We start from the raw sequence: 26,193 nt of genomic DNA, 5'->3' as shown, positions 1-26,193 counted from the left end.
GGTTTCAAGGATTTCAGCTGCATTCTGGTGCGAGCGGGGCCGAGGCGTGGTCAGCCGTTGTTCACTACGTCGGTAAGATGCTGCGACCGCCCCGGGGTGAAGCCTTGCCCGATCACGCGTATCCTTTCAAAACGTCAGGCATCCTGCTGTCACAGGGCAGGGCGACTACCTAATCTGGCAATCAGGAGCTTTTATCGTGTTCGTTCTGGATTCACGTCTGCTGCAAGACACCCGGCCCTTGGGCGACTTTCCGCTATGTCGGCTTTTGCTCTCCAATGACTCGAACTACCCGTGGTTCATTCTTGTGCCTCGTCGCGCCGACATCAGTGAGGTATTTGAGCTTTCCGCGCAGGATCAGCTGCAGCTCTGGCAGGAAACCACCACTCTGTCGAAGATTCTCAAGGATCTGTTCAGCGCTGATAAGCTCAATGTTGCAGCGCTTGGCAATGTCGTCAGCCAGCTCCATATGCATGTAATCGTGCGTAAGCGCGACGACGCTGCCTGGCCTGCACCGGTGTGGGGCAAGCATCAGGCGGTTCCTTATACGGATGAGGCGTTTGCTGCCATTCGTGAAAGGCTGAAGCCTGTGTTAACGACTGATTTCCGATTTGAGGGGGAATAATCATGAACCTTGATGAGCGAGTCATGGAGCTTGAGAGCCGTCTGACCTTTCAGGACGATACCATTCAGGCATTGAATGACGTGCTGGTGGCTCAACGACGCGAGCTTGACCAGTTACAACTGCAGGTGACCGCTATGCTCAAGCGGCAGGAGGAGTTGGGCAATCAGTTCGAAACCTTCGAGGAAGATGCGCCACCACCTCATTACTGACAGACATAAAAAAACCGCGGCCTCCCATGGAGGTCGCGGTTTTTTATCGCCGTTAGAAATCAGCGGCGAGGCAGAGCTGCGATAACGTCTTCGGCTTGCAGGCCTTTGTCTCGATTCATCACCGAGAACTCGACGCGCTGACCTTCGACCAGCACGCGATGACCTTCACCGCGAATGGCGCGAAAATGCACAAAGATATCGTCGCCGGAGTCACGCGAGATAAAACCGAAGCCCTTCGAGGTGTTGAACCACTTTACGGTGCCGGTATCACGGTTACCCATGTCATGGCTCTGTGGTGCGGGCGAAGGGGACGGTCTGTAGAAGCTCACCCCAAGATGCAGGGCGACAGCTACGATGGCGGTTACCAGGCCGGCAATGATCGCTGGCTGGCCTGCTATATATTGCAGCGGAACAAGTAGCGTGAGGATTTGCAGCACGACGGCAAGAACGAGCAATGCACTGACCAGATTTTGCAGTGTGTGACGGGTGCCTCGATTCCAGTAGGGAATTACCGGAGCGAGAATCAGGTTGAGTAGCCCCAGAAAAGCCAGAAAAAGCGCGTCAGGCTGTTGCAGGTAGGGAGCGACCGCTTCGCTACGCAGGCTGGGGATGAAAGAAAGCAACAGAGCTGCTGCTCCCGTTACCAGGTGGACAATTTTCAACATTTTTAAAAAGCTCACAGGTCAAGAAGGATTACAAGAAATAGCGGGTAACGCCCGGTACGCTTCTGAACAGGAGGAGGCGTGATACACGAGCGATGGGCCAGCCTATGCGCCAAGCCGGATGACAACGCTTCAGCGACACGCGGTGTATTTAACAGCAAAGCCCGATGCTACTCAAATCAGTCGTTTACGCAGTCAAAAACAGCGTGTGGGCCGCAGCGTGAGCTGCATGATCAGTCCTCCTGCAAGTGCCGAAACAGAGCCTTCGAAAGGCTTTCTGGCGGGTTTGGCGCTTCCGGCCCTCGCGGGTGTCATGAAAAGGCCTGGCTGACGCCACCGGTATTTCTCCTGCGCGTACGTCAGCGTCGGGCTGCACGTCGACAGAAAGCTGCACGGCTCCTCTTCTCTTGATAGAGTAGCGGCTGTTACTGCTTTCCAATCCTCACTAAAAGGACATGAAACATGGCAATCGATATTGGTATCAGTGAAGAAGATCGCAAATCGATCGTTGACGGTCTTTCGCATCTGCTTTCGGATACTTATGTGCTCTATCTCAAGACCCACAACTTTCACTGGAACGTCAGTGGGCCAATGTTTCGTACGCTCCATCTGATGTTTGAAGAGCAATACAACGAACTGGCTCTGGCAGTCGACTCCATCGCCGAGCGTATTCGTGCGTTGGGTTTTCCTGCACCGGGTACTTATTCGACCTATGCGCGTCTTTCTACCATCAAGGAAGAAGAGGGCGTGCCAAGTGCTGAAGATATGATCAAAAGTCTGGTTCAGGGTCAAGAGGCTGTTGTCCGCACGGCACGTAGTATTTTTCCGTTGTTGGATAAAGTCAGTGATGAACCTACTGCGGATCTGTTGACGCAGCGCATGCAGGTTCATGAAAAAACTGCATGGATGTTGCGCTCGATGCTTGAGTCGAAGTAATGATATCGGCGGGTGGCACCCTGTGCCGCTCGCCAGCACCACCCTCTGCGCTACCTCCTCTGCGTCTGGGTCGCCTGCCTTCGGTGTGACCGATTCCGTTCTTTTCCTGCAGTCATATAACTATCAAGGGCGTCCAAGGTGGCGTTTTGAGTTATCGCTGTTGCACGTCTTGATATTCCTTAGTCTCTTGTAGTCATGTCCTACGGTGAGCAAGTACAACCGCTGCTGGATATAAATTCATGGATCGGGCTTTATAGGTCAGGTAGTCACTTGTTTATAAATGTTTCCCTTTTTCTGTTCCGAATTTAACTAACAGAGGTTATCAAGATGATGGCACACGGTGTCGAACGCGAGGTCAAGGATTTAAGTCGTCATGCGACGATACGTGATGATCCTTTTGTCGAGGATTTCAACATGACGCTGGCACAACCCCATTCCAAGTCTGTCCGGCTCAACGGTCTGGCAACGTGTCTGCGTCTCGAGAACGTGTACTGGAACATACTGTCCGGTATTGCGAACTCCAATAACTGCTCGGTGAATGCCGTGCTTTCCTATATTGATAGAGAGGTTCATCTGCGCCATGGCGGTGTAAAGAATTTCAGCGGTCTGATTCGCGTCGTCTGTGTGGCGCATCTCTTGAAGACCGATCGTCAGGGCATCTACCAGGCCTAGCTTGACCCCCTCATTCTGCGGGCTCGCCTCTGGCGGGGCCGCGCCTTCCCGGTGTCGCGAGCGAACTGCTTCAGCGCACGGGGCAGCCACGAACTTATCCTGGCGGGATAGGTTCGTTCGGCTGCACGGCATCGATTAACTCTATATAATCCTCCGCCTTGCTAACGGGCATGACTCTGCGTGGGCGAGGGCTGGCTTGAACTGTGTGCCGGTGCCTTGCACTATTGAGCGCAAGCCAGGAGCGAAAGCCCCACCGAATTTTCGAATTACGAGAAGTGAAACCACCATCATGATGCGCAGCCATTATTGCGGCCAACTGAACGAGAGCCTGGAAGGTCAGGAAATTACCCTTTGCGGATGGGTCCACCGTCGCCGTGACCATGGAGGCGTTATCTTCCTCGATATCCGCGACCGTGAAGGCATGGCTCAAGTGGTGTTCGACCCTGATCGTGCAGACACCTTCGCCGCTGCCGACCGTGTTCGCAGCGAATATGTGGTCAAGGTTGTCGGCAAGGTCCGTGCGCGTCCTGCCGGTGCCGTGAACCCCAACATGGCCTCGGGTGCCATCGAAGTGCTGGGCTATGAGCTGGAAGTGCTGAACGAGTCGGAAACCCCGCCGTTCCCGCTGAACGAATACTCCGATGTCGGCGAAGAAACCCGCCTGCGGTATCGCTTCATCGACCTGCGTCGTCCGGAGATGGCTGAAAAGCTGCGTCTGCGTTCGCGCATCACCACCAGCATCCGTCGTTATCTGGATGACAACGGCTTCCTCGATGTCGAGACGCCGATCCTGACGCGTGCCACGCCGGAAGGCGCTCGCGACTATCTGGTCCCGAGCCGCACACACCCGGGCAGCTTCTTCGCGTTGCCGCAATCGCCTCAGTTGTTCAAGCAACTGCTGATGGTTGCCGGTTTCGACCGTTACTACCAGATTGCCAAGTGCTTCCGCGACGAAGACCTGCGTGCCGACCGCCAGCCGGAATTCACCCAGATCGACATCGAGACCAGCTTCCTCGACGAGAAGGACATCATCGGTCTGACCGAGAAGATGGTTCGTCAGCTGTTCAAGGAAGTCCTTGATCTGGAATTCGGCGAATTCCCGCACATGACCTTCGAAGAAGCCATGCGTCGCTATGGTTCCGACAAGCCGGACCTGCGTAACCCGCTGGAACTGGTCGACGTGGCCGATCAGCTCAAGGAAGTCGAGTTCAAGGTATTCAGCGGTCCGGCAAACGATCCGAAGTGCCGCATCGCTGCGCTGCGTGTTCCAGGCGGCGCGAGCATGCCGCGCAAGCAGATCGACGATTACACCAAGTTCGTCGGCATCTACGGTGCCAAGGGTCTGGCGTACATCAAGGTCAACGAGCGCGCCAATGGCGTGGACGGCCTGCAGTCGCCGATCGTCAAGAACATCCCTGAAGCCAACCTCAACGTGATCCTTGATCGCGTAGGTGCGGTGGATGGCGATATCGTGTTCTTCGGTGCTGACAAGGCCAAGATCGTCAGCGAAGCGCTGGGCGCACTGCGCATCAAGGTCGGTAACGATCTGAAGCTGCACACCTGCGAATGGGCTCCGATGTGGGTCGTCGACTTCCCGATGTTCGAAGAGAACGACGACGGCAGTTTCACCGCGTTGCACCACCCCTTCACTGCACCCAAGTGCACGCCTGAAGAGTTGGAAGCCAACCCGGCCACTGCGTTGTCCCGCGCCTACGACATGGTTCTGAACGGCACCGAGCTGGGTGGCGGTTCGATCCGTATTCATCGCAAGGAAATGCAACAGGCGGTATTCCGTCTGCTGGGCATCGCCGAAGATGAGCAGCAGGAGAAGTTCGGCTTCCTGCTGGACGCTCTGAAATACGGCGCGCCACCGCACGGTGGTCTGGCGTTCGGTCTGGATCGTCTGGTGATGCTGATGACTGGCGCTCAGTCGATTCGTGAAGTCATTGCCTTCCCGAAAACCCAGAGCGCTGCGGACGTCATGACCCAGGCGCCGGGTGTCGTTGACGCCAAGGCCCTGCGTGAACTGCACATTCGCCTGCGCGAGCAGCCAAAGGCCGAGTGATGCCGGGCAGGGCGTATCCTGGGTACGCCCTGCATTGCCCGAATCGAGTGAAACTTTTTGCCTGTTGCATGGGCGAAAGGTGAAGGTGTTTCGAAAAGAATCTGGAGCGAGAAATGGCAGGTCATTCTAAGTGGGCGAACATCAAGCACCGCAAAGAGCGTCAGGATGCCAAAAAAGGCAAGATCTTCACCAAATGGATTCGTGAGCTGACCGTTGCCGCTCGTCAGGGTGGCGGCGATCCTGGCTCCAACCCGCGTCTGCGTCTGGCGCTGGACAAGGCGCTTGGCGCGAACATGACCCGTGACACCATTGATCGTGCTGTGGCGCGTGGCGTGGGCGCTTCCGATGGCGATGATGTCGAAGAGCTGGGTTACGAGGGCTACGGTCCGGGCGGCGTGGCGATCATGGTCGAAACCATGACTGACAACCGCAACCGGACTGCCGCCGCTGTGCGTCACGCGTTTACCAAATGTGGTGGCAACCTGGGCACCGACGGTTCCGTTGCCTACCTGTTCGACCGCAAGGGGCAGATATCCTTCGCTGCGGGTGTCGATGAAGACGCCTTGATCGAAGCGGCAATGGAAGCGGATGCCGATGACGTCGTGACCAATGAAGACGGCTCCATTGATGTCTTCACATCCTTTTCCGGGTTCTATGCCGTGCGTAACGCGCTGGAAGCGGCGGGTTTCAAGGCGTCGGATGCGGAAATCGTCATGCTACCGACCACCAGTGCCGTGCTTGATCTGGAAACCGCCGAAAAGGTGCTCAAGCTGATCGACATGCTTGAAGACCTGGATGACGTGCAGAACGTCTATTCGAACGCAGAAATTCCGGACGAGGTCATGGAGCAACTGGGCTGACTCTCGTCAGACAAGCTGCACTGGAAGCCGGGGGAACGAAGCCGTGAGTGATTGCGGCTATCGGCCTCCGGCTTCTGCCTTTATGCTGCGCTCATTGTGTTGCGTCATCTTTTCTTGCTGCAGGCGTTATGACTCTTATTCTTGGTATTGACCCCGGTTCGCGAATCACAGGCTACGGCGTGGTGCGTGACACCGGCCGCGGCTGCGTCTACGTGGCGTCGGGCTGTATTCGCACCGGCAGCGGTGAGCTGCATGAACGTCTGCAAATCGTCTATCGCGGTGTTCGCGAGGTGATCAAGACCTATGGCCCTGTGACGATGGGGATCGAAAAGGTCTTCATGGCAAAAAACGCTGATTCCGCGCTCAAGCTCGGCCAGGCCCGGGGCGCGGCCATCGTGGCGGGAGCCGAAGAAGAACTCGAGATTGCCGAATATACGGCGACCCAGGTCAAGCAGGCTGTGGCCGGTACCGGCGGTGCCAATAAGGAGCAGGTGATGATGATGGTCATGCACCTGCTCAAGCTGACTCAGAAGCCACAGATAGATGCTTCCGATGCGCTGGCCATTGCGTTATGCCATGCGCACACCCGTTCCAGTCTTCTTCCTCACGGTTTGAGCACGGCACGTAGCCGGGGCGGCAGGCTGCGTCTGTGACTGCATCATTCGCACGCATTTTTTTACTTGCAGGGCTGGCTGGCTCTGTGATGATTGTTACCAACTTTTTCGCGCAAGCGACAGGCAACACGAAAGGATCTGAAACGTGATTGGACGTTTACGCGGCTTTCTCGCCGAAAAACAGCCTCCGCATCTGGTGCTGGACGTCAATGGCGTCGGTTATGAGCTGGAGGTGCCGATGACTACGCTGTACCGGCTACCCCACGTCGGTGAACCCGTGACCCTGCATACGCATCTTGTGGTCCGAGAGGACGCGCACCTGCTGTATGGCTTTTATGAAAAGCGCGAGCGCGAACTGTTTCGAGAGCTGATCCGTCTCAATGGCGTCGGCCCCAAGTTGGCACTGGCATTGATGTCCGGTCTTGAAGTCGATGAGCTGGTACGCTGCGTTCAGGCTCAGGACACCTCTGCGCTGACCCGCATTCCTGGTGTCGGCAAGAAGACCGCCGAGCGTCTGCTGGTTGAGCTCAAGGATCGCTTCAAGGCCTGGGAGTCGCTGCCGGGCACGTTCACACTGGTTTCCAGTGGTCCGAATCAGGCTGAACCCGTGGCGTCGGCCGAGTCCGATGCGGTCAGTGCGTTGATATCGCTGGGCTACAAACCTCAGGAAGCAAGCAAGGCCGTTTCCGCCATCAAGGAAAAAGATTTGAGCAGTGCCGATCTCATCCGGCGTGCATTGAAGGGGATGGGCTAAGTGATAGATGCCGACCGCTTGATAACCGCTACCGGCGGCCGTGATCGCGACGAACAGCTGGACCGTGCGATTCGCCCGCTCAGCCTGGCCGACTACATTGGTCAGCCAACGGTTCGCGAGCAGATGGAGTTGTTCATCCAGGCTGCACGAGGGCGCAATGAATCTCTGGATCACACCCTGATCTTCGGGCCTCCGGGTCTGGGCAAGACCACACTGGCCAATATCATTGCTCAGGAAATGGGGGTCTCGATCAAGAGCACGTCCGGGCCGGTGCTCGAAAGGCCCGGTGATCTGGCCGCAATTCTGACCAATCTTGAACCCAACGACGTGCTTTTCATCGACGAGATTCACAGGCTGTCGCCCATTGTGGAAGAAGTCCTGTACCCGGCGATGGAAGACTTTCAGCTGGACATCATGATCGGGGAGGGGCCTGCTGCACGGTCCATCAAGCTCGACCTGCCGCCGTTCACGCTGGTTGGTGCGACCACCCGTGCGGGTATGCTGACCAATCCGTTGCGTGACCGTTTCGGTATCGTCCAGCGTCTGGAGTTCTACAGCATCGCCGATCTGTCGACGATTGTGACCCGTTCAGCCGGCATTCTGGGGCTGGTCATCGAGCCTGAAGGCGCGTTTGAAATTGCACGCCGTGCCCGTGGCACCCCGCGTATCGCCAACCGCCTGTTGCGCCGTGTGCGTGACTTCGCCGAAGTGCGCGGTAACGGGCAGATTACCCGGCAGACCGCCGATAAGGCCCTGAACCTTCTGGACGTTGACGAGCACGGTTTCGACCATCAGGACAGGCGCCTGCTGTTGACCATGATCGAGAAGTTCGATGGCGGTCCGGTGGGTGTCGACAGCCTCGCGGCGGCCATCAGCGAAGAGCGCCATACGATTGAAGACGTACTGGAGCCCTATTTGATCCAGCAAGGCTATATGATGCGCACACCGCGCGGCAGGGTCGTGACCCGTCATGCCTATCTGCACTTCGGTCTCAACATCCCTTCCCGGATGGGAGAGCTGCCGGCCGCCGAGGAATTTATCGATGATCCGGCTGATTAAATGTGACGTCATGCAATTTAATCGCCGTCTGTGTGTCACATTGCCAGTCTCATCGGCGTTACAGGCGGCGAGCGGCAAATCGTTGAAAAACAGTTGCCTGACCCGATTGGCAACGTGAGGAGTAAGCACTAGAGTATGCGCGCGCAAAACGGGGTTCAGTCGTTCGCACATCGCTGTCGCGTTTATTACGAGGACACCGATGCTGGCGGCATCGTCTACTACGTCAATTATCTGAAATTCATGGAACGGGCTCGTACCGAGCGGCTGCGCGATCTTGGTTTCGCCCAGTCAGCAATGGCGCAGGACAACCTGCTGTTTGTCGTGCACTCCAGCGAGGCGCGTTATCACAAGCCGGCGCGGCTGGATGACGAATTGCTCGTCAGTGCACAGGTAACCGAATTGAACCGTGTCAGCCTGCGCTTTCAACAGCAAGTCAGGCGGGCGTCGGATGCAACGCTGCTCTGCGAGGGGCAGTTCTTGGTGGCGTGTGTAAGCGCCGATAGTTTGAAACCCCGGGCCATTCCCGAAGCTCTGCGAGCGGCCTTTGCCGATCAGAGCGGCGCGGGCACACATTCAGAGCAGGAGATAAAGCGTGGAAGCTAACGTCGTCGACCATTCCTCCATGTGGAGTTTGGTCAGCAATGCCAGCATTGTTGTTCAGTTGGTGATGCTGATTCTGGTGGCCGCCTCGGTCACTTCATGGATCGTGATTTTTCAGCGCAGCAACATGCTGCGTGCAGGTCGGCGTGCACTGGACAGCTTCGAAGAGCGTTTCTGGTCCGGTATCGATTTGTCCAAGCTGTACCGTCAGGCAGGCAGCAATCCTGATCCTGACTCGGGCGTCGAGCAGATCTTCCGTGCAGGCTTCAAGGAGTTTTCCCGTCTGCGTCAGCAGTCAGGTGTCGATCCTGATGCGGTGATGGAAGGTGTGGCCCGTGCCATGCGTGTTGCCATTTCCCGTGAGGAAGAAAAACTTGAGTCCGGTCTGTCGTTCCTGGCGACCGTGGGTTCCACCAGCCCGTATGTCGGTCTGTTCGGTACCGTCTGGGGGATCATGAACTCCTTCCGTGGTCTGGCAACCGCTCAGCAGGCGACTCTCGCCACTGTGGCGCCAGGTATTGCCGAAGCCCTTATCGCAACAGCCATTGGCCTGTTCGCGGCAATCCCGGCCGTTATTGCCTACAACCGTTTCTCCGCGCGCAGCGAGACTCTGATCAGCCGTTACTACACGTTCGCTGAAGAGTTCCAGGCCATCCTGCACCGTAAAGTGCACACCAGCGAAGAGTGAGCAGGTAATTCCCCATGGCTTTAATCGCTCGAGATCGACGCAGAAAACGCAAGCCGGTCGCCGAAATGAACGTAGTGCCCTACATCGACGTGATGCTGGTGCTGCTCGTGATTTTCATGGTGACGGCTCCCATGATCAACCAGGGCGTGAAGGTCGACTTGCCCAAGGTCTCCAGCGAGGCTTTGCCGCAGGACAACAACAATCAGGTCCTGACCATTTCGATCAAGGCTGACAAGACCTATTACTGGAACCTTGGCAGCGAAGTCGATACCGACAAGCAGATGGACAAGGCAATGACCTTGCCGCAGCTGACTGCCGCCGTCACCAAGATCGTCGCTGCCGGGCGTGATGCCGGCAAGCAGACGCAGGTGTTCATCCGTGGTGACAAGACCGTTGATTACGGTTCGGTCATGGGCACGATGGGTGGGTTGCAGAAAGCCGGGGTCGGGAATGTTGGCTTGATTACCGAGGCCCCCTGATGCAGCCGATTCGAGAGCCGACAGCCTCGGAAAGCTATTTCTGGCCCAGTGTCTGGGCTGTGGCGTTGCACATCCTGATTTTCGGCATGCTCTTTGTGAGCTTTGCGATGACGCCCGATCTGCCTGAAGCCAAGCCTATCGTTCAGGCAACGCTCTATCAGCTCAAGTCCAAGAGTCAGGCGACGACCCAGACCAACCAGAAAATTGCTGGCGAGGCAAAAAAGACGGCTGCACGACAGACTGAAGTCGAGCAGTTGGAGCAGAAGAAAATCGAGCAGTTGAAGCAGGAAGCTGTTAAAGCTGCGGAACAAAAGAAAGAAGAGTCCGCTCAAAAAGCGGAAGAACAAAAGGCGGCGGACGAAGCCAAGAAGGCCGAGCAGAAAGCGGAAGAGGCCAAAAAGGCTGACGACGCCAAGAAAGCTGATGAGGCCAAGAAGGTTGCCGACGCCAAGAAGGCTGAAGAGAAACAACTGGCCGACATAGCCAAGAAAAAAGCCGAAGACGAAGCGAAGAAGAAAGCCGAGGAAGACGCCAAGAAGGCTGCTGCCGAGGAAGCCAAGAAGCAGGCGGCTGACGAGGCCAAGAAAAAGGCCGCAGAAGACGCCAAGAAGAAGGCTGCCGAGGACGCGAAGAAGAAAGCCGCTGCCGACTCCGCCAAGAAAGCGCAGGAAGCTGCCCGTAAATCTGCTGAAGACAAGAAGGCGCAGGCACTGGCCGATCTGCTGTCCGATAAACCGGAACGGCAACAGGCTCTGGCAGACGAACGTGGCGACGAAACCGCTGGCAGCTTCGACGATCTGATTCGCGTGCGTGCATCCGAAGGCTGGAGTCGTCCTCCATCGGCACGTAACAACATGTCGGTAACGTTGCAGATCGGCATGCTGCCGGACGGTACAATCGCCTCCGTGTCGATTGCCAAGTCCAGCGGTGACGGGCCATTTGACAGCTCTGCGGTTGCTGCGGTGAAAAACATTGGGCGTTTGACAGAAATGCAGGGTCTGAAGCCCGCTGACTTCGCTCCCTATCGTTCATTCAAGATGACATTCACACCTGGAGATCTAGCCTTGTGATCAACCTTTTTCGAGGACTGCTTTTCGTTCTCTGCTGTGCAGCCGGAGTGGCGGCCGCAGAAGAAAAGAACATTCTGGTCACCAGCGGCAGTGACCGTGCCACACCGATCGCTGTCGTGCCGTTCGGCTGGCAGGGCGGCAACGTGCTGCCGGAAGACATGGCGGAGATAATCGGCAACGACCTGCGCAACTCCGGCTACTACTCGCCGATCCCGAAGCAGAACATGATCAGCTTGCCGACCCAGGCCAGCGAAGTCATTTTCCGTGACTGGAAAGCGCTGGGTGCCCAGTACGTCATGGTCGGCAACATTGTTCCTGCAGGCGGTCGTCTGCAGATTCAATACGCGCTGTTCAACGTAGCCACCGAACAACAGGTACTGACCGGTAACGTATCCGGTACCAATGACCAGCTGCGCGACATGGCGCACTACATTGCAGACCAGTCGTTCGAGAAGCTCGTGGGCATCAAGGGTGCGTTCTCGACGCGCATGCTGTACGTCACGGCAGAGCGTTTCTCGGAAAACAATACGCGCTATACCCTGCAACGTTCGGACTACGACGGTGCGCGTGCGGTAACGCTGTTGCAATCCCGTGAGCCGATCCTGTCGCCGCGCTTTGCGCCGGACGGCAAGCGTATTGCCTATGTGTCGTTCGAACAGAAGCGTCCGCGCATCTTCGTTCAACACATCGATACCGGTCGTCGTGAGCAGATCACCAACTTCGAAGGCCTGAACGGCGCGCCTGCGTGGTCGCCGGATGGCACCAAGCTGGCATTCGTGCTGTCCAAGGACGGCAACCCGGAGATCTACGTGATCAACCTGGCTTCGCGTCAGTTGAGCCGTGTGACCAATGACTCTTCCATCGACACCGAACCGTTCTTCGGCAAGGATGGCTCGACGATCTACTTCACGTCGGACCGTGGTGGAAAGCCGCAAATCTATAAAACCAATATCAACGGCGGTGGTGCCGAACGTGTTACGTTCGTGGGTAACTACAACGCCAATCCGAAATTGTCAGCCGATGAAAAGACGCTGGTGATGATTCACAGGCAGGACGGCTTCACTAATTTCAAGGTCGCAGTGCAGGATTTGGCCCGCGGAAGCGTAAAAATCCTCACAGATAGCAACCTTGATGAGTCGCCTACTGTTGCGCCCAACGGCACCATGGTAATCTACGCCACCCGCCAGCAGGGCCGGGGAGTCTTGATGCTCGTGTCCATTAACGGACGCGTAAGGCTCCCGCTTCCTACCGCTCAAGGCGAAGTCAGAGAACCTTCCTGGTCCCCTTACCTGAACTGACGCGGCGCTACACGATTTGCTTAACACACTGGGGTTCATTAGGAGTTTCAAGATGGAAATGCTGAAGTTTGGTAAGTTTGCTGCGCTGGCTCTGGCCATGGCTGTAGCTGTAGGTTGCTCGTCCAAAGGCGGCGACAATGCCGGTGCTGGCGCTGTCGACCCTAACGCTGGTTACGGCGCCAACACTGGTGCTGTTGACGGTTCCCTGAGCGAAGAAGCTGCTCTGCGCGCAATCACCACCTTCTACTTCGAATACGACAGTTCGGACCTGAAGCCAGAAGCCATGCGCTCCCTGGACGTGCACGCTAAAGACCTGAAATCCAACGGCGCTCGCGTTGTTCTGGAAGGCAACACCGACGAACGTGGTACTCGTGAGTACAACATGGCACTGGGCGAGCGTCGTGCGAAAGCCGTTCAGCGTTACCTGGTACTGCAAGGTGTTTCCCCAGCTCAGCTGGAACTGGTTTCCTACGGCGAAGAGCGTCCAGTTGCTACCGGCAACGACGAGCAGTCGTGGGCTCAGAACCGTCGCGTCGAACTGCGTAAGTAATTTGACATGCGAACGTGCCGACGTGCTCTAACCGTTTTGGCCCTCGCCCTTCCGCTTTCAGCGTTGGGTGCGGCTCCTGTGGTCGATAACAATTCTGGCTCTGGCAGCAGCAGTTATCCGCCAGCGGGTTATGGCACGTCCGGCGCCTATGCCGGGGGAGGGGTAACACCTCCTCCCTCGGCACAAGGTCAGCTGTTCATGCAGTTGCAGCAAATGCAGGAAGAAATCGCGCGTTTGCGCGGGCTTGTCGAGGTTCAGCAGAACGATATCCAGCGCATGAAGCAGGAAGCTCTGGAGCGTTATCAGGAACTCGATCAGCGCATAGCCAGTGGCGCAGCCGCTCCGGCTACCAATAATTCACAACCTTCTGGTGGCGCTGTAGACGCCAGTGGGACGCCGTCGGCTCAAGCCGCTCAGGCACCGGCAGCAGGCACCGAGCCTCCTGACCCGGCGAAGGAAAAGCTTTATTACGAAGCAGCCTTCGATTTGATCAAGGCAAAGGATTTCGACAAGGCCAGTCAGGCCTTCACCGCATTCCTGCGCAAGTATCCCAACAGTTCGTATGCGGGCAATGCCCAATACTGGCTGGGTGAAGTGAATCTGGCCAAAGGCGATCTTCAAGGCGCAGGTCAGGCATTCGCCAAGGTGAGTCAGCAATACCCGAAGCACGCCAAGGTGCCTGATTCGCTGTACAAGCTGGCCGATGTAGAGCGCCGCCTGGGTCACAATGACAAGGTAAAAGGCATTCTGCAGCAGGTTGTTGCCCAGTATCCGGGTACCTCTGCCGCCCAGCTGGCGCAGCGAGACCTTCAGCGACTTTGATGTCCTGACTCGCAAATCAAGAAAGCCGCGCTCGTCGCGGCTTTTTTCGTTAGAATCTCGCACCCGAAATTCCGGTACATACATTACGCTTCTCTGGATTCTGCGAGTGCAGGGTTCCTTGAAGTGCCTGACGGAGGCGGACGGCCTGTTTAGCTGTTACGCCCGTGGCTGATATGCAAGACACATTACGCATCACCGAAATATTTCACTCGTTGCAGGGTGAAACCCGTACGGCTGGGCTACCCACAGTATTTGTACGCCTCACTGGTTGCCCCTTGCGCTGCCAGTACTGTGACAGCGCCTACGCATTCACTGGCGGCACCATCCATACGCTCGACGACATCATGGGCCAGGTCGCGACCTATCGTCCTCGCTACGTATGCGTGACCGGCGGCGAGCCACTGGCCCAGCCCAATGCGATTCCATTGCTCAAGCGCCTCTGTGACGAGGGTTATGAAGTGTCGCTGGAAACCAGCGGCGCACTGGATATCTCGGCGGTCGACCCCCGGGTCAGTCGAGTCGTTGACCTCAAGACCCCCGGGTCGAAAGAGGTCACGCGCAACCGCTACGAAAACATGGAGCTGCTCACGCCCAACGATCAGGTCAAATTCGTGATCTGTTCGCGGGAGGATTACGACTGGGCGGTTTCCAAGCTCATTCAGTATGGGCTTGATCGCCGTGCTGGCGAGGTTCTGTTCTCTGCCAGTCATCATGAGCTGAAAGGCCGTGATCTGGCCGACTGGATAGTGGCGGACAACCTGCCTGTACGCTTGCAGATGCAGCTGCATAAATTTCTTTGGGACGACGAGCCGGGGCGCTGAGATGACTGAATTGAACATGACCGAGAAAAGAGCCGTAATCCTGCTGTCCGGTGGCCTCGACTCCGCAACTGTCGTCGCCATGGCCCGTGCTGAAGGCTACGCCTGCTACACCATGAGTTTCGACTACGGTCAGCGTCATCGCGCCGAGCTCGACGCAGCCGCGCAGGTAGCTCGCGACCTCGGTGCGATCGAGCACAAGGTGATCGGCTTGAATCTCAATGGCATTGGCGGCTCGGCGTTGACCGACAGCTCCATTGCAGTCCCTGAGACGCCCTCTGAAGGCATTCCGGTAACGTACGTGCCGGCCCGCAACACTGTCTTCCTGTCGTTGGCCCTGGGCTGGGCAGAAGTGCTGGGCGCACGCGACATCTTCATCGGCGTGAACGCTGTGGATTATTCGGGCTACCCGGATTGCCGTCCCGAGTTCGTCGAGTCTTTTGAGCGCATGGCGAATCTGGCGACCAAGGCCGGTGTGGAAGGGCAGGGCTTCACCATCCGCGCACCGCTGCAGAACCTGAGCAAATCCGACATCGTCAAGGCAGGCACTGCGCTGGGCGTCGATTACGCGCTGACGGTTTCCTGCTACCAGGCCGACGATCAGGGCCGTGCGTGCGGCAAATGCGACAGCTGCCGCCTGCGTGCAGAAGGCTTCGCCGCTGCTGGCGTAGCAGACCCGACGCGTTATTTTTAAGTTTTTTTAAAATAGGTGTTGTATTACTCATAAAAATCAGTAAGATACGCGCCACACAACAGAGGGTCGTTAGCTCAGTTGGTAGAGCAGTTGGCTTTTAACCAATTGGTCGTAGGTTCGAATCCCACACGACCCACCATTTCGAAAATCTGGAAGGCCCATGAAAATGCGGATTTCCAGATTTTTTTTTGCGTTGCAGATCGCAATATGCAAACGGTATGGGCAGTGCTCAAAACCTGATAGCCAAAAAAACGCCTCCACTAACGGAGGCGTTTTTTGTCACGTTGTACCCAATACATCAAACCAGATCGAAACGATCCAGGTTCATCACCTTGGTCCACGCCGCCACGAAGTCTCTGACAAACTTCTCCTGTGCATCCGCACTGCCGTAAACCTCGGAAATCGCACGCAGTTGAGCGTGGGAACCGAAGACCAGATCGACACGGGTGCCGGTCCATTTGACGGCACCGGTCTTGCGATCACGGGCCTCGAAGGTGTCGTTGGCACCCGAGGTCGCTTTCCACTCGACGCCCATGTCCAGCAGGTTCTTGAAGAAGTCGTTGGTCAAGGTGCCTGGCTTGTCAGTGAACACGCCATGCGTGCTCTGGCCGACATTGATGTTCAGGACCCGCAGGCCGCCCAGCAGCACACTCATCTCCGGTGCAGTCAGGGTCAGCAGTTGCGCCTTGTCGACCAGCAACGACTCTGCCGAGACTTTGTAGTGCCCCTTCTGGTAGTTGCGGAAGCCATCGGCAATCGGCTCAAGGAAGCTGAACGATTCAACGTCGGTCTGCTCCTGAGACGCATCTGCGCGGCCCGGTGTGAAAGGAACCGTGACGTGCTGGCCTGCGTTCTTCGCAGCCTGTTCGACGCCTGCACTGCCAGCCAGGACGATCAGGTCGGCGACTGAAACCTTCTTGCCGCTCGACTGGGCGGCGTTGAATTCGCTCTGAATGCCCTCAAGCGTCTTCAGAACACCCGCCAGATGCTCAGGCTGGTTCACCGCCCAATCCTTCTGCGGAGCGAGACGTAGACGACCGCCATTGGCACCGCCGCGTTTGTCCGAACCACGGAAGGTAGAGGCTGCAGCCCATGCAGTCGAAACCAGCTGCGAGACCGAAAGGCCCGAAGCAAGAATCTTTGCCTTGAGGGCAGCGACGTCCTGATCGTCTATAAGCGCGTGATCAACGTTCGGAATCGGGTCCTGCCACAGCAATTCTTCGGTCGGCATTTCCGGGCCGAGGTAGCGGGCCAGCGGGCCCATGTCGCGGTGGGTCAGTTTGAACCAGGCGCGGGCAAACGCGTCGGCCAGTTGATCGGGATTGGCCAGGAAACGGCGAGAGATCTGCTCGTAGGCCGGGTCGAAGCGCAGCGCCAGGTCAGACGTCAGCATGCTGGGCGCATGACGCTTGGCCGGGTCGTGGGCATCCGGAATCTTGCCAGCGCCTGCGCCGTTCTTCGGCGTCCATTGATGCGCGCCGGCCGGGCTCTTGGTCAGTTCCCATTCGAAGCCAAACAGGTTTTCGAGGTACTCGTTGCTCCACTTGGTGGGCGTCGATGTCCAGGTGACTTCCAAGCCGCTGGTAATGGTGTCGCCACCTTTGCCTGTGCCGAATTTGTTGCTCCAGCCGAAGCCCTGCGCTTCAAGGCCTGCGGCTTCCGGCTCCGGACCGACGTTGTCGGCGGGGCCTGCACCGTGGGTCTTGCCGAAGGCGTGACCGCCCGCGATCAGGGCCACGGTCTCTTCATCATTCATCGCCATGCGACCGAAGGTTTCACGGATATCCTTCGCTGACGCAACCGGATCAGGAACGCCTTCGGGGCCTTCAGGGTTGACGTAGATCAAGCCCATCTGCACGGCGGCCAGCGGGTTTTCCAGATTTCGCTCGCCTTTATCGGTGCGGCTTTCTTCGTTAGCGTGATTCTCCGGCTCGGCCACCAACGTGCCGTCGCCCGGCTGCTGCATTTTCTTCTGCGCGCCGTAGCGCTCTTCACCACCCAGCCAGGTGGTTTCGGAGCCCCAGTACACATCTTCTTCCGGTTCCCATACATCAGGGCGACCGCCAGAGAAACCGAACGTCTTGAAGCCCATCGACTCCAGCGCGACGTTACCGGTCAGCACGATCAGGTCAGCCCAGGAAATCTTGCGGCCGTACTTTTGCTTGACCGGCCAGATCAGGCGACGCGCCTTGTCCAGGCTGACGTTGTCAGGCCAGCTGTTGAGCGGCGCAAAGCGTTGCTGACCGGCACCTGCACCACCACGGCCGTCACCTGTACGGTAAGTCCCGGCGCTGTGCCAGGCCATGCGAATGAACAGCGGGCCGTAATGGCCGAAGTCTGCCGGCCACCAGTCCTGAGACTGGGTCATGACCGCGCGCAGGTCCTGTTTGACCGCTTCGAAGTCGAGGCTTTTGAATTCTTTGGCATAGTCGAAACTCTCGCCCATCGGGTCGGAGAGGGCGGAATGCTGATGCAGGATCTTCAGGTTCAGCTGCTTGGGCCACCAGTCACGGTTGGTGGTGCCGCCGCCAGCAGCGTGGTTGAAGGGGCATTTCGATTCAGTTGACATGCTTGGTACACCTTTTTGTCAATGCGTGCGGCCATCCGGTCCACTCGCGGGACTTCAGACAGTAGGGATGGAACTCATTGGCGCTGCGTTCATGCCAGCCGCTTGATCAATGATCAGGCCAGCTCCACGGATACGTTGCGTTGCGGTGAACAGATTGCTGCGAGACAGTCTCACAACGCGCAACGCAGGTTTGAGCGCATTCTTATCATCAGGGTAAAACCACACGGCTTTCGCCACGCTCACCCAGATTAGCCTTCTTCGAGAAGATTTCTAATAGAAAGAACGTTAAGGCGTGATAGGAAAACTTCTTGCGCCATCCCGTTGAGGATGTGTCGGGAGGGGAGGTGATGGGTAAGCTTGAGCTTTGGGTCTGTAAACAACGATTCCGGGTTTCTGGGACACGTAGTCCAGAAAGGGCAGGTCGACAACCTTTCCTTTTTTCAGCGATGCATGCCTCAAGACCGGACCTTTGTCCGTTCTTATGAAGAAACCGACGTGGGTCACGTCAAGCCCCGGAAGCTCCGTGTAGAGGCCGATGTAGTCGCCCGTTTGCAAGTGACTGACCACTTCCTTGTCGACGAATTTGCTGGGGATATACGTAATGGTACGCCTGACCGTGGGCAAACCGGGAAGGTAGGCCGTGCCATCGCTCTTTGCATTCAGGTTCTTTTCAATGCTGACCGCGTGGGGGGTTATCCGAGACGTAAAATCGTCCGCCAGGGCGTGGTCTTTATCGTTCGCCCAGTCGCTGAAGAAATGCCTGCGGTTCAAAAAACCAACGGTGCCGTTTTTATAACGGGTCTCGATCAGATTCTTCTCGAAATCGGATTCTGATGACGATTTCCTCAGGGCTTCCACATATTCGAGATAGGTAAAACAATCCAGTCCTCTAAAATCAATGACCAGTTGTTCTGCCATGCTGTCCGTGCCGCGCAGCATATTGGCACGGTAAGGCGTACCCATGAAAAACGCTGAAATGGCGTTGGTTCTCTGACCCGTATCCATGGGGCTGGTTTGATGCTTCAGGACGGTGTCGACTTTCGATGAGGTGTAATCATCCAGTTTCAAACTGACAGGCTGTGGTGTCGCTATAAGGTGACTGGAGGGATTATTCAGTGCTTTGGTTTCAGAAACGGCACATCCCGGCAGCAAGAAGGATGTTAAGGCCAACAGAACTGTTTTTCGCATGATGATTGATTTCTTACCTGCCAGCAGCTCATCACGGCCATGACGGCGCGAGCCGACCGTGTCGGAACGTTATGGAGGGCATTCGGAAAAAGGGGATGTCGAAGTGGAGCATCAACCAGCTGATCCACTTCGCCATCAACCTTCGCCCGCATGTATATCAAGCCTGTCTGGCATGTTGCAGGCTTTTGGGTCGTTTTGCGGTGAATGTTTGTTTAAGAGAATCAGACACAGACCACAGGTGAAGTTTTTTTCCACCGGTCAGGCAGCGCAGCACTCTGGACTTCGACTACGTGCGCTGTCTGTGCCTGGCTTACAGCTCCCCAGTCAGAAACTGTGCTCTGCCCAGCCCGAAGCTCCAGTCCTCGTCGCTGTTGATGACCATGGAGATCATCAAGTCCTGCGGTGATATTCCACAGTTTGCCTCCAGGCCCTCGGCGACCAGCTTATAAAATGTCTGCTTCATTTCGGCAGAGCGTGGTCTGCTGATCGCTGTAATCACGACAACATTCTGCGTTCGGGCAAACCCGAGCCCGGTGTCCTGAACGATCAATCGTGACGGCGCATGCTCGGTCACGATCTGGTAGCGATCCCTGACAGGGACCTGAAATGCTTCAACCATCGCGTTGTGGACGGTGTCCAGCAGCGTCGCCAGTGCTTCGTCAGAGCGACCTTGGATGACATCGATTTTGAGCAGCGGCATGTCGACTACCTTTTAAACAGCGTGTGAGATTTGATGTTCAAGCATTTCCTGAACAAGCGTCTGAATAAGCATTGCAGCGGAAAGCTCTCTGGCCAACGGTGCACCTTGTCCTGCCCATTGAGCAGCAAAATCATGACAGCCCTTGGCTGCAGCGGCCGAGTGCAACGCCTTTGCGAGGTCGTAAGCGAGTGGGTATTCCGCCGGGCGGGGCAGGTTGGCGTCCAGCGCCTCCAGGTAGAGACGGTTGGAGATCCCACGGGCGGGCCGTCCCGAAATACAGCAGGTAACGCGTGTCTCATGGGCTTTGGCGGTTTTGAGTACGTCTCGATGTTCCTGCGTTGCTGATGATTCCGGGCACAGGATAAACGCGGTGCCCAGTTGGCAGCCGCTTGCCCCGAGCGCCATGGCTGCGTTGATACCGGCCCCGTCCATGATGCCTCCGGCAGCAATAACGGGCAGGTCTACTGACGAGCGGATGATCCGCAAGAGTGCGAATAATCCCAGTTCGTCATCCTGCCCGGGTGCATCGTCAAAAACGCCACGATGCCCGCCTGCCTCATAGCCCTGCGCAACGATGGCCTGAATACCCGCCTGCTCGAGCTGTCTGGCTTCGAGCAATGTTGTTGCACATCCCAGGGTAAATATCCCGGCCATCTTGAGTTCGGCGATCCATTCTTTTGGCGGTACGCCAAAGTGGAAGCTGACGACCGGCGGACGCTCCTCCAGCAGCATGTCGAGCATCGCTCGATCATTGACGAAGCTCTGGTAAATCTCTTTTAAAGCGCGTGGTGGGTTGGCGTCAAACTCGGCAAACGTTTCGGCCATGTACGTCAACCATGCCTGGTTCCTTGTCTCGTCGAACGCTGCCGGCGTGTGGCAGAACAGGTTGACGTTGAAAGGTCTGGCGGTGAGTGCCCTTGTCCGTCTGATCAGCTCGCGCCCCTGCTCAGGGTTACTGGCTCCGAGGCCTATAGAACCCAGAGCGCCTGCGTTGGATACGGCTGCAGCCAGCTCAGGCGTCGAAACGCCCACCATGGGCGCCTGAATGATGGGATGTTCGATTTCCAACAGGGACGATAAGCCTGTTCGTGACATGGATTAACCTGCCTTATGCTTCGTTGCACACACTGAATCCCGATGTCGGTGCCATTGAAAGTTGTCGTTCGATGGCTGCTTCGATGGGATGATGTCATGTATAGAGCAACAGGCATGCCACTGAAATGGCGCTTGTTAAACGGGAGTGCAGAACCGTTTCGGGTCTTTTTGACTAGGTCATAAAGACTGTCCTCAATCGGGTTGTGTCTTATTGACTCCATGGCTGCTGCATTGGGAGAGGAATTAACCAGCGCTGAAAATCGACGCCGTCAATGCTGTCCGTGAAAATTTACAGCAGTTGACCGCGTTGTGGCAGGTAGGCAACGTGGCAGCTTATGATTTCAACGTTTTAAAGCCGCTTTAACCTCCTCAAAAAAATCTGGAGCACTGCGTCATGACCCTGCATGAGTGGTTGGTATTTACGCTGGTTGCGATGTTGATCACCTTGACGCCCGGACCTGCCGTGATCATGGCGCTTTCCAATTCACTGGCCTATGGTCCTGGTCGGGCGATGATTGGTTCGCTGGGCAATGCTCTTGGATTGCTGGTCGTGTCTACCGCGACAATCGCCGGGCTTGGAGCGTTGCTGGCAGCCTCCGCAACGGCATTCGTGGTGCTTAAAGTGGCGGGCGCGGCGTACCTGGTCTTTTTGGGTATCAAGCAATGGCGCAACCGCGACAGTGCTTATTACGGTATCGATAAAAAAGCGGTACAAACGGCGTCCGTGGGCAAGTTGATTCTGCACGGCGTGTCCGTGGCGATCACCAATCCCAAAGCCATACTGTTCTTCGCCGCCTTTCTGCCGCAGTTCATTCATGGCACTGACCCAGCCGTCAGTCAACTTGCCTTGATGGTCGCCACGTTCGCTGCCTGCGCTGTGACTTCCCACTTCCTGTACGCCATGTTTGCGCAGGTCATCAAAAAGTATCTGAACTCGCCGGCGCGCATGCAAAAGATGAATCGAGTCTTCGGAGCGTCTTTCATGCTGCTTGGCGCCAGCCTGTTTACGCTTAAATCGAAAGCGGCCTAGGCCGGCAGTCTATAGGTGTGCAGCTGAACTACCGGATGCTGACGCTGCACACATGCCTCTTCAATAACGGCTCATGAAAATCGCAGCCCGTTTGGTCGCGATTGGCAGAGAACTCACGTCGAGCGTTTCGTTCTCGCTGTGCGCGCCGGTGCCCCATGCGCCCAGTCCGTCGAGACTTGCACTCACGTAAGGGTTTACATAGGACACGTCTGCGCCACCTCGATCAGCAGACGGGGCGGACTCCAGCGCCGGGCCGTCCAGGTCTCGACTCACGCGGCTGTAGGCTGCCAGCAGCTTCAGGTTGCTGTCGCGCTCGGCCATGACGGGCATTATCGCCTTGATCGTGATTTCGCTGCTGGTCTGTGGCAATGGGCGGCTGACGATTTCCTTCAGCCTGGTTTCTGCCGATTGTCGTTGCTCTTCGGTCTTGAAGCGCAGGTCGCCATGCACGAGTACTGATTTGGCCACCGTGGTCTTTCTGCCGGAAGCCGTGCCTTGCCCGCTTGCGACGTCCTCGTTTGCGGTGGAACCACCCAGAATCAGACCGGGGTTGATGGTTAAACCATCCTCTTCGGAAAGCTTCGAGCGGATCTCATCAAGCACACGAGCCGATTCGTACACTGCGCCATAGCCGGTTTTAGGTTGAAAGATGGTCGCGGAATGGTTGTCCAGACCGGTGCTGGTCAGAAACCACTCGCTCAAGCCTCTGCGATCGGTCACCAACTGGTTGGGAGACAGGGCGAATTCGAAACCCAGTGCAATATCGCTTTTTTTGGCTTCATCTATCAGGACGCTTCTTGAGATGGACGTCGGCTTGGCGGCGAACTCTTCGTCGCCGACCAGCACGACTGCAATGTTCATGGTGTCGAGCGCGCCAGTACTCTTCAGGGCTTGCAGCGCATAGAGCATCGTTACCATGCCGCCTTTGTCATCGATCACGCCAGGGCCTTTGGCTTTTTTGCCGCCTTCGGTGTAGGTGAACGTCTGAAAGTTGCTGTTTTCAGGGAAAACGGTATCCAGGTGACCGATCAGTAACAGTCGTTTGGCGGACCTGTTTCCTTCATGCAGTGCGACGAGGCTTCCCGCATGTTTCATTTCCGCCGGAAGTTCGTGCCAACGGGTGTCGAAACCCAGGGCTTCGAGTTTCTGCTTCATGATGTTGCCGACCCGAATGACACCCTCGGCGTTGTCGGTGCCGCTGTTGATGTTCACCAGTTGTTCAAGTAGCGCTATCTGTTCTGCACTGCGGCTATCGATATAGGAAACGATATTCTGTTCGTCCAACGTCGATCCGGCCATTGCACCGCTGGAGGCAAGTAGCAGGGTGAGCAGACAAATACGCTTTTTCATGTCGAGTGTCCCGTCCAGATCGCGATGTTAGTCGGGTGTTGCTTGATGTCCATGCAAATGTGGATAGCCATGGAATCAGGGCCGGACATGATGCCGACTCATCAAAGGAGAAGGGCATTAAATATTATTAATCCTCAACTGACGTCGAAACGCCCACGCTTGGGCATTTAGAGGATTGGCCATGCATCGTTTTCGGTTATTACTCCTTCGCTCGATCAGTGCTTTATTCGTGTTGTTTCTGACGCTGGAAGGCGGATGTGCTGTTGCAGCCGTTATGCCTCCAGGCGGGGCTGTGGTTCCTGACTTCTATACATGGACCGACGGCGTACCAGACGTACCGGGAACGGTGCTTCGATCCGAGCCATTGCCCATGGCAGAAAACCTTGGCAATGCAGTGATAAACATTCGGTTCCTGTACACCTCGACCGATGGCCTTGATAGCGCAAGGCAGGTTGTCGTCTCCGCCGCCTTATTTATCCCCCCAGGAAGCCCGCCACCGCATGGCTGGCCGCTGATGGCATGGGCGCATGGCACGGTGGGCAGTGCTGATCTCTGTGCTCCATCTTTCTCCGGGCGCAGTCCGCGTGACATTCGTTATTTGAATGAATGGCTTGCGCAAGGCTACGCGGTGGTTGCGACTGACTATCAAGGGCTCGGCACGCCTGGGCCCCATCCTTACGGGCTTAGCCGTCCCCTCGCGTTCAATATCATTGACAGTATTCGAGCGGTCATGAGTTCCGGCTTCGACCTTTCCGGTCAGGTTGTCGTGTTCGGCCAATCGCAGGGTGGCCGCGCGGCTTTCGCGACCGCGGTTTATGCCGGAACGTATGCGCCGGAGCTGAAGATCGTCGGCGTAGTGGCGACAGGTACGCCTTACGCCGGCGTGCAAAAACGACTTGGCGGGGCAGGTGGGTCAACGCCTTCGACACTTTCCTATAACCTGTTGAGGCTCAGCACCGGCGTGCTGCTTGACCCATCCTTCGTACCCACCGACTATTTGAGCGATCGCGCAATTCCCGCATTCGAACTCAGCCAGAGTGCCTGTCTGCATGCCATTGAACGCAGGGTCATTTCGGATAATCTCACCTTCGACAACAGTTTCAAACGTTCACCCGCGTCTGTTCTGGACAGGATAAACCTCGCGTCAGCCTATCCGACGCTGAGGTCGGACATTCCGATCTTTATTGGGACAGGCGGGCGAGATCATGAAGTCTCCGTTGCCCAGCAGGCCGCTTTGGTGGCTGATGCCTGTAAAGCGGGCAGCCGAATCGAATGGCATTTTTATCCGCAGTTAGACCATTCGGGCACGGTAAATGGCTCGCTGGCCGATTCGCTGAAGTTTGTTCGCAAGGCTTTTTCAGGCGAGGACATAACGGGTAACTGCAAAGCTGTTATACCGCGCATCCAGAAAGTCGATTCGCAGTGATGATCGGTATACCGCAATAAAAAAACGAGAGTCATTCTCATCATTCGGGCTGTTTTTAAAACTGCTGTTAAATCAGCTTTTTAAAGTTAGAATCGGCCCCGCCTTCACATGCAGGACTGCCGCCTGCGCAAAAGCCGGAAGGCCTCCTCACAATGAGCGCCGCCGGCTTTTTCAATGCCTGTCTTTCGGGTGTAAACTTGCCTTTCGCGCTCAAGCGCCCTCAGGTCCCGCGAACATGACACAGATTTCCGAACGCTTTCTGGTACAAGCGCATCTTGATGCCAAGCAGCCCAAGACGCTGAGCCCGGAAGAGCAGGCGCATTACCGCGCCGAAATCGCAGCCGAGCTCAAGAAGCAGGACGCGGTGCTGGTCGCTCACTATTACTGCGATCCAGTGATTCAGGCGCTGGCCGAGGAAACCGGCGGCTGTGTAGCTGACTCGCTGGAAATGGCGCGTTTCAGCAACAATCACAAAGCCAGTACCGTGCTGGTGGCTGGCGTGCGTTTCATGGGCGAGACGGCCAAGATCCTCAACCCGGAAAAGCGCGTGTTCATGCCGACGCTGGAAGCGACGTGCTCGCTGGATGTCGGTTGCCCGGTGGACGAGTTCTCGGCGTTCTGCGATCAGCATCCGGAGCGTACTGTTGTCGTCTACGCCAACACCTCCGCAGCGGTCAAAGCCCGCGCTGACTGGGTCGTGACCTCGGGCTGCGCTCTGGAAATCGTCGAGAGCCTGATGGACAACGGCGAGAAGATCATCTGGGCACCGGACAAGCACCTGGGTCGTTATATCCAGCGCGAAACCGGTGCCGACATGCTGCTCTGGGACGGAGCCTGTATCGTCCACGAGGAATTCAAATCCAAGCAGCTCGAGGACATGAAGGCGCTGTATCCCGAGGCGGCGATTCTGGTCCACCCGGAGTCGCCGGAAGCCGTCATCGAACTCGCTGACGTCGTGGGCTCGACCAGCCAGATGATCGCCGCCGCGCAACGCTTGCCGAACAAGACCTTCATCGTGGCCACCGACCGCGGCATCTTCTACAAGATGCAGCAGCTGTGCCCGGACAAGATATTCATCGAAGCGCCAACGGCCGGTAATGGCGCGGCGTGCCGCAGTTGCGCGCACTGTCCGTGGATGGCGATGAACACCCTTGAACGCACGTTGCAGTGCCTGAGAGAGGGCTCCAACGAGATATTCGTCGATCCTGCAGTCATTCCCAATGCAGTGCGTCCTTTGCAGCGCATGCTGGATTTCACTCACGCAGCGCGCATGAGACAGGCGGGCAATGCCTGACAGGGCTGACAAACGCAAACAAAAAGCCCGACTCGACTGTCGGGCTTTTCGTTTTCGGTACTGGTGTTA

The 26,193-nt window shown here is 56.8% G+C and carries 27 protein-coding genes and 1 tRNA gene; 22 read left to right on the top strand and 6 right to left on the bottom strand.

Annotation, left to right across the window (positions count from 1 at the left end; all coding sequences use genetic code 11):
* Positions 1-196: 196 nt before the first annotated feature.
* Both QRN20_RS04310 and QRN20_RS04305 read left to right on the top strand, forming a co-directional pair.
* Positions 197-622, top strand: a complete 426-nt coding sequence (locus tag QRN20_RS04310; RefSeq protein ID WP_004879130.1) for an HIT domain-containing protein — start codon at positions 197-199, stop codon at positions 620-622.
* 2 nt (positions 623-624) lie between these two features.
* On the top strand, positions 625-831 hold the full coding sequence (locus QRN20_RS04305) for a SlyX family protein (protein ID WP_029241681.1): 207 nt from the start codon (positions 625-627) through the stop codon (positions 829-831).
* A 59-nt stretch (positions 832-890) separates the two neighbouring features.
* On the opposite strand, the gene QRN20_RS04300 is transcribed toward QRN20_RS04305, so the two are convergent.
* The gene (locus QRN20_RS04300; RefSeq protein WP_122500773.1) at positions 891-1,496 is read right to left on the bottom strand and encodes a cold-shock protein; all 606 of its coding nucleotides are present in this window, start codon (positions 1,494-1,496) and stop codon (positions 891-893) included.
* A 459-nt stretch (positions 1,497-1,955) separates the two neighbouring features.
* On the opposite strand from QRN20_RS04300, the gene QRN20_RS04295 reads away from it, so the two are divergent.
* The 17 genes from QRN20_RS04295 (at position 1,956) to QRN20_RS04215 (ending at position 15,611) form a co-directional block, all read left to right on the top strand.
* Complete coding sequence (locus QRN20_RS04295; RefSeq protein ID WP_004879132.1) at positions 1,956-2,429, top strand: Dps family protein; 474 nt, start codon at positions 1,956-1,958, stop codon at positions 2,427-2,429.
* A gap of 327 nt (positions 2,430-2,756) precedes the next feature.
* Complete coding sequence (locus QRN20_RS04290; RefSeq protein ID WP_057408873.1) at positions 2,757-3,101, top strand: ribbon-helix-helix domain-containing protein; 345 nt, start codon at positions 2,757-2,759, stop codon at positions 3,099-3,101.
* Positions 3,102-3,390: 289 nt separating this feature from the next.
* Complete coding sequence (aspS, locus tag QRN20_RS04285) at positions 3,391-5,166, top strand: aspartate--tRNA ligase (protein WP_025994454.1); 1,776 nt, start codon at positions 3,391-3,393, stop codon at positions 5,164-5,166.
* Between the two features lie 113 nt (positions 5,167-5,279).
* Positions 5,280-6,026 (top strand): YebC/PmpR family DNA-binding transcriptional regulator, encoded by a 747-nt coding sequence (locus tag QRN20_RS04280; RefSeq protein ID WP_004879139.1) that lies wholly within the window; start codon positions 5,280-5,282, stop codon positions 6,024-6,026.
* Positions 6,027-6,154: 128 nt separating this feature from the next.
* Positions 6,155-6,679: a crossover junction endodeoxyribonuclease RuvC gene (gene ruvC, locus QRN20_RS04275; RefSeq protein ID WP_004879140.1), complete on the top strand. Its 525-nt coding sequence runs from the start codon at positions 6,155-6,157 to the stop codon at positions 6,677-6,679.
* A gap of 106 nt (positions 6,680-6,785) precedes the next feature.
* The gene (gene ruvA / locus QRN20_RS04270; protein WP_004879141.1) at positions 6,786-7,394 is read left to right on the top strand and encodes a Holliday junction branch migration protein RuvA; all 609 of its coding nucleotides are present in this window, start codon (positions 6,786-6,788) and stop codon (positions 7,392-7,394) included.
* Positions 7,395-8,453 (top strand): Holliday junction branch migration DNA helicase RuvB, encoded by a 1,059-nt coding sequence (ruvB, locus tag QRN20_RS04265; RefSeq protein ID WP_029241678.1) that lies wholly within the window; start codon positions 7,395-7,397, stop codon positions 8,451-8,453.
* Between the two features lie 135 nt (positions 8,454-8,588).
* Complete coding sequence (gene ybgC / locus QRN20_RS04260; protein WP_004879146.1) at positions 8,589-9,056, top strand: tol-pal system-associated acyl-CoA thioesterase; 468 nt, start codon at positions 8,589-8,591, stop codon at positions 9,054-9,056.
* Positions 9,046-9,741 (top strand): protein TolQ, encoded by a 696-nt coding sequence (gene tolQ, locus QRN20_RS04255; RefSeq protein WP_004879148.1) that lies wholly within the window; start codon positions 9,046-9,048, stop codon positions 9,739-9,741. Before ybgC ends, tolQ begins: the two co-directional genes overlap by 11 nt.
* 14 nt (positions 9,742-9,755) lie before the next feature.
* Positions 9,756-10,220, top strand: coding sequence for a protein TolR (gene tolR, locus QRN20_RS04250; protein ID WP_002554654.1), 465 nt, complete (start codon positions 9,756-9,758; stop codon positions 10,218-10,220).
* Entirely contained in the window at positions 10,220-11,290 is a 1,071-nt protein-coding gene (tolA, locus tag QRN20_RS04245) for a cell envelope integrity protein TolA (protein ID WP_004879153.1), read from the top strand. Before tolR ends, tolA begins: the two co-directional genes overlap by 1 nt.
* Complete coding sequence (gene tolB / locus QRN20_RS04240; RefSeq protein ID WP_004879154.1) at positions 11,287-12,588, top strand: Tol-Pal system beta propeller repeat protein TolB; 1,302 nt, start codon at positions 11,287-11,289, stop codon at positions 12,586-12,588. Before tolA ends, tolB begins: the two co-directional genes overlap by 4 nt.
* A 52-nt stretch (positions 12,589-12,640) precedes the next feature.
* The gene (gene pal, locus QRN20_RS04235; RefSeq protein ID WP_025994450.1) at positions 12,641-13,138 is read left to right on the top strand and encodes a peptidoglycan-associated lipoprotein Pal; all 498 of its coding nucleotides are present in this window, start codon (positions 12,641-12,643) and stop codon (positions 13,136-13,138) included.
* A 6-nt stretch (positions 13,139-13,144) separates the two neighbouring features.
* The gene (ybgF, locus tag QRN20_RS04230; protein WP_054998489.1) at positions 13,145-13,960 is read left to right on the top strand and encodes a tol-pal system protein YbgF; all 816 of its coding nucleotides are present in this window, start codon (positions 13,145-13,147) and stop codon (positions 13,958-13,960) included.
* Between the two features lie 173 nt (positions 13,961-14,133).
* Positions 14,134-14,781, top strand: a complete 648-nt coding sequence (queE, locus tag QRN20_RS04225) for a 7-carboxy-7-deazaguanine synthase QueE (protein WP_029241676.1) — start codon at positions 14,134-14,136, stop codon at positions 14,779-14,781.
* A gap of 16 nt (positions 14,782-14,797) precedes the next feature.
* Positions 14,798-15,472: a 7-cyano-7-deazaguanine synthase QueC gene (gene queC, locus QRN20_RS04220; RefSeq protein WP_032663662.1), complete on the top strand. Its 675-nt coding sequence runs from the start codon at positions 14,798-14,800 to the stop codon at positions 15,470-15,472.
* 63 nt (positions 15,473-15,535) lie between these two features.
* Positions 15,536-15,611 (top strand) — tRNA-Lys (locus QRN20_RS04215).
* A 159-nt stretch (positions 15,612-15,770) separates the two neighbouring features.
* On the opposite strand, the gene katG is transcribed toward QRN20_RS04215, so the two are convergent.
* The 4 genes from katG to QRN20_RS04195 form a co-directional block, all read right to left on the bottom strand.
* Complete coding sequence (gene katG, locus QRN20_RS04210; RefSeq protein ID WP_122500785.1) at positions 15,771-18,041, bottom strand: catalase/peroxidase HPI; 2,271 nt, start codon at positions 18,039-18,041, stop codon at positions 15,771-15,773.
* A gap of 285 nt (positions 18,042-18,326) precedes the next feature.
* Positions 18,327-19,229: a DUF1460 domain-containing protein gene (locus QRN20_RS04205; protein ID WP_032663654.1), complete on the bottom strand. Its 903-nt coding sequence runs from the start codon at positions 19,227-19,229 to the stop codon at positions 18,327-18,329.
* Positions 19,230-19,539: 310 nt separating this feature from the next.
* Complete coding sequence (locus tag QRN20_RS04200; protein ID WP_029241672.1) at positions 19,540-19,929, bottom strand: tautomerase family protein; 390 nt, start codon at positions 19,927-19,929, stop codon at positions 19,540-19,542.
* A gap of 12 nt (positions 19,930-19,941) precedes the next feature.
* Positions 19,942-21,024, bottom strand: a complete 1,083-nt coding sequence (locus tag QRN20_RS04195; protein WP_122418098.1) for an NAD(P)H-dependent flavin oxidoreductase — start codon at positions 21,022-21,024, stop codon at positions 19,942-19,944.
* Between the two features lie 394 nt (positions 21,025-21,418).
* Here QRN20_RS04195 and QRN20_RS04190 point away from each other — a divergent pair, with 394 nt between their 5' ends.
* A complete protein-coding gene (locus QRN20_RS04190; RefSeq protein ID WP_029241670.1) occupies positions 21,419-22,054 on the top strand; it encodes a LysE family translocator in 636 nt (211 codons plus the stop codon).
* Positions 22,055-22,114: 60 nt separating this feature from the next.
* Here the strand turns inward: QRN20_RS04190 and QRN20_RS04185 are convergent, their stop codons facing one another.
* Complete coding sequence (locus QRN20_RS04185) at positions 22,115-23,404, bottom strand: M20 family metallopeptidase (protein WP_025994441.1); 1,290 nt, start codon at positions 23,402-23,404, stop codon at positions 22,115-22,117.
* Between the two features lie 181 nt (positions 23,405-23,585).
* On the opposite strand from QRN20_RS04185, the gene QRN20_RS04180 reads away from it, so the two are divergent.
* Complete coding sequence (locus tag QRN20_RS04180; protein WP_058432009.1) at positions 23,586-24,830, top strand: alpha/beta fold hydrolase; 1,245 nt, start codon at positions 23,586-23,588, stop codon at positions 24,828-24,830.
* Between the two features lie 235 nt (positions 24,831-25,065).
* Positions 25,066-26,124, top strand: coding sequence for a quinolinate synthase NadA (nadA, locus tag QRN20_RS04175; protein ID WP_029241668.1), 1,059 nt, complete (start codon positions 25,066-25,068; stop codon positions 26,122-26,124).
* Positions 26,125-26,193 lie beyond the last annotated feature (69 nt).

This window comes from Pseudomonas sp. fls2-241-TYG-175, from assembly GCF_030209155.1.
GTDB lineage: Bacteria > Pseudomonadota > Gammaproteobacteria > Pseudomonadales > Pseudomonadaceae > Aquipseudomonas > Aquipseudomonas viridiflava.
This window is presented reverse-complemented; position numbering and strand designations above follow the sequence as displayed.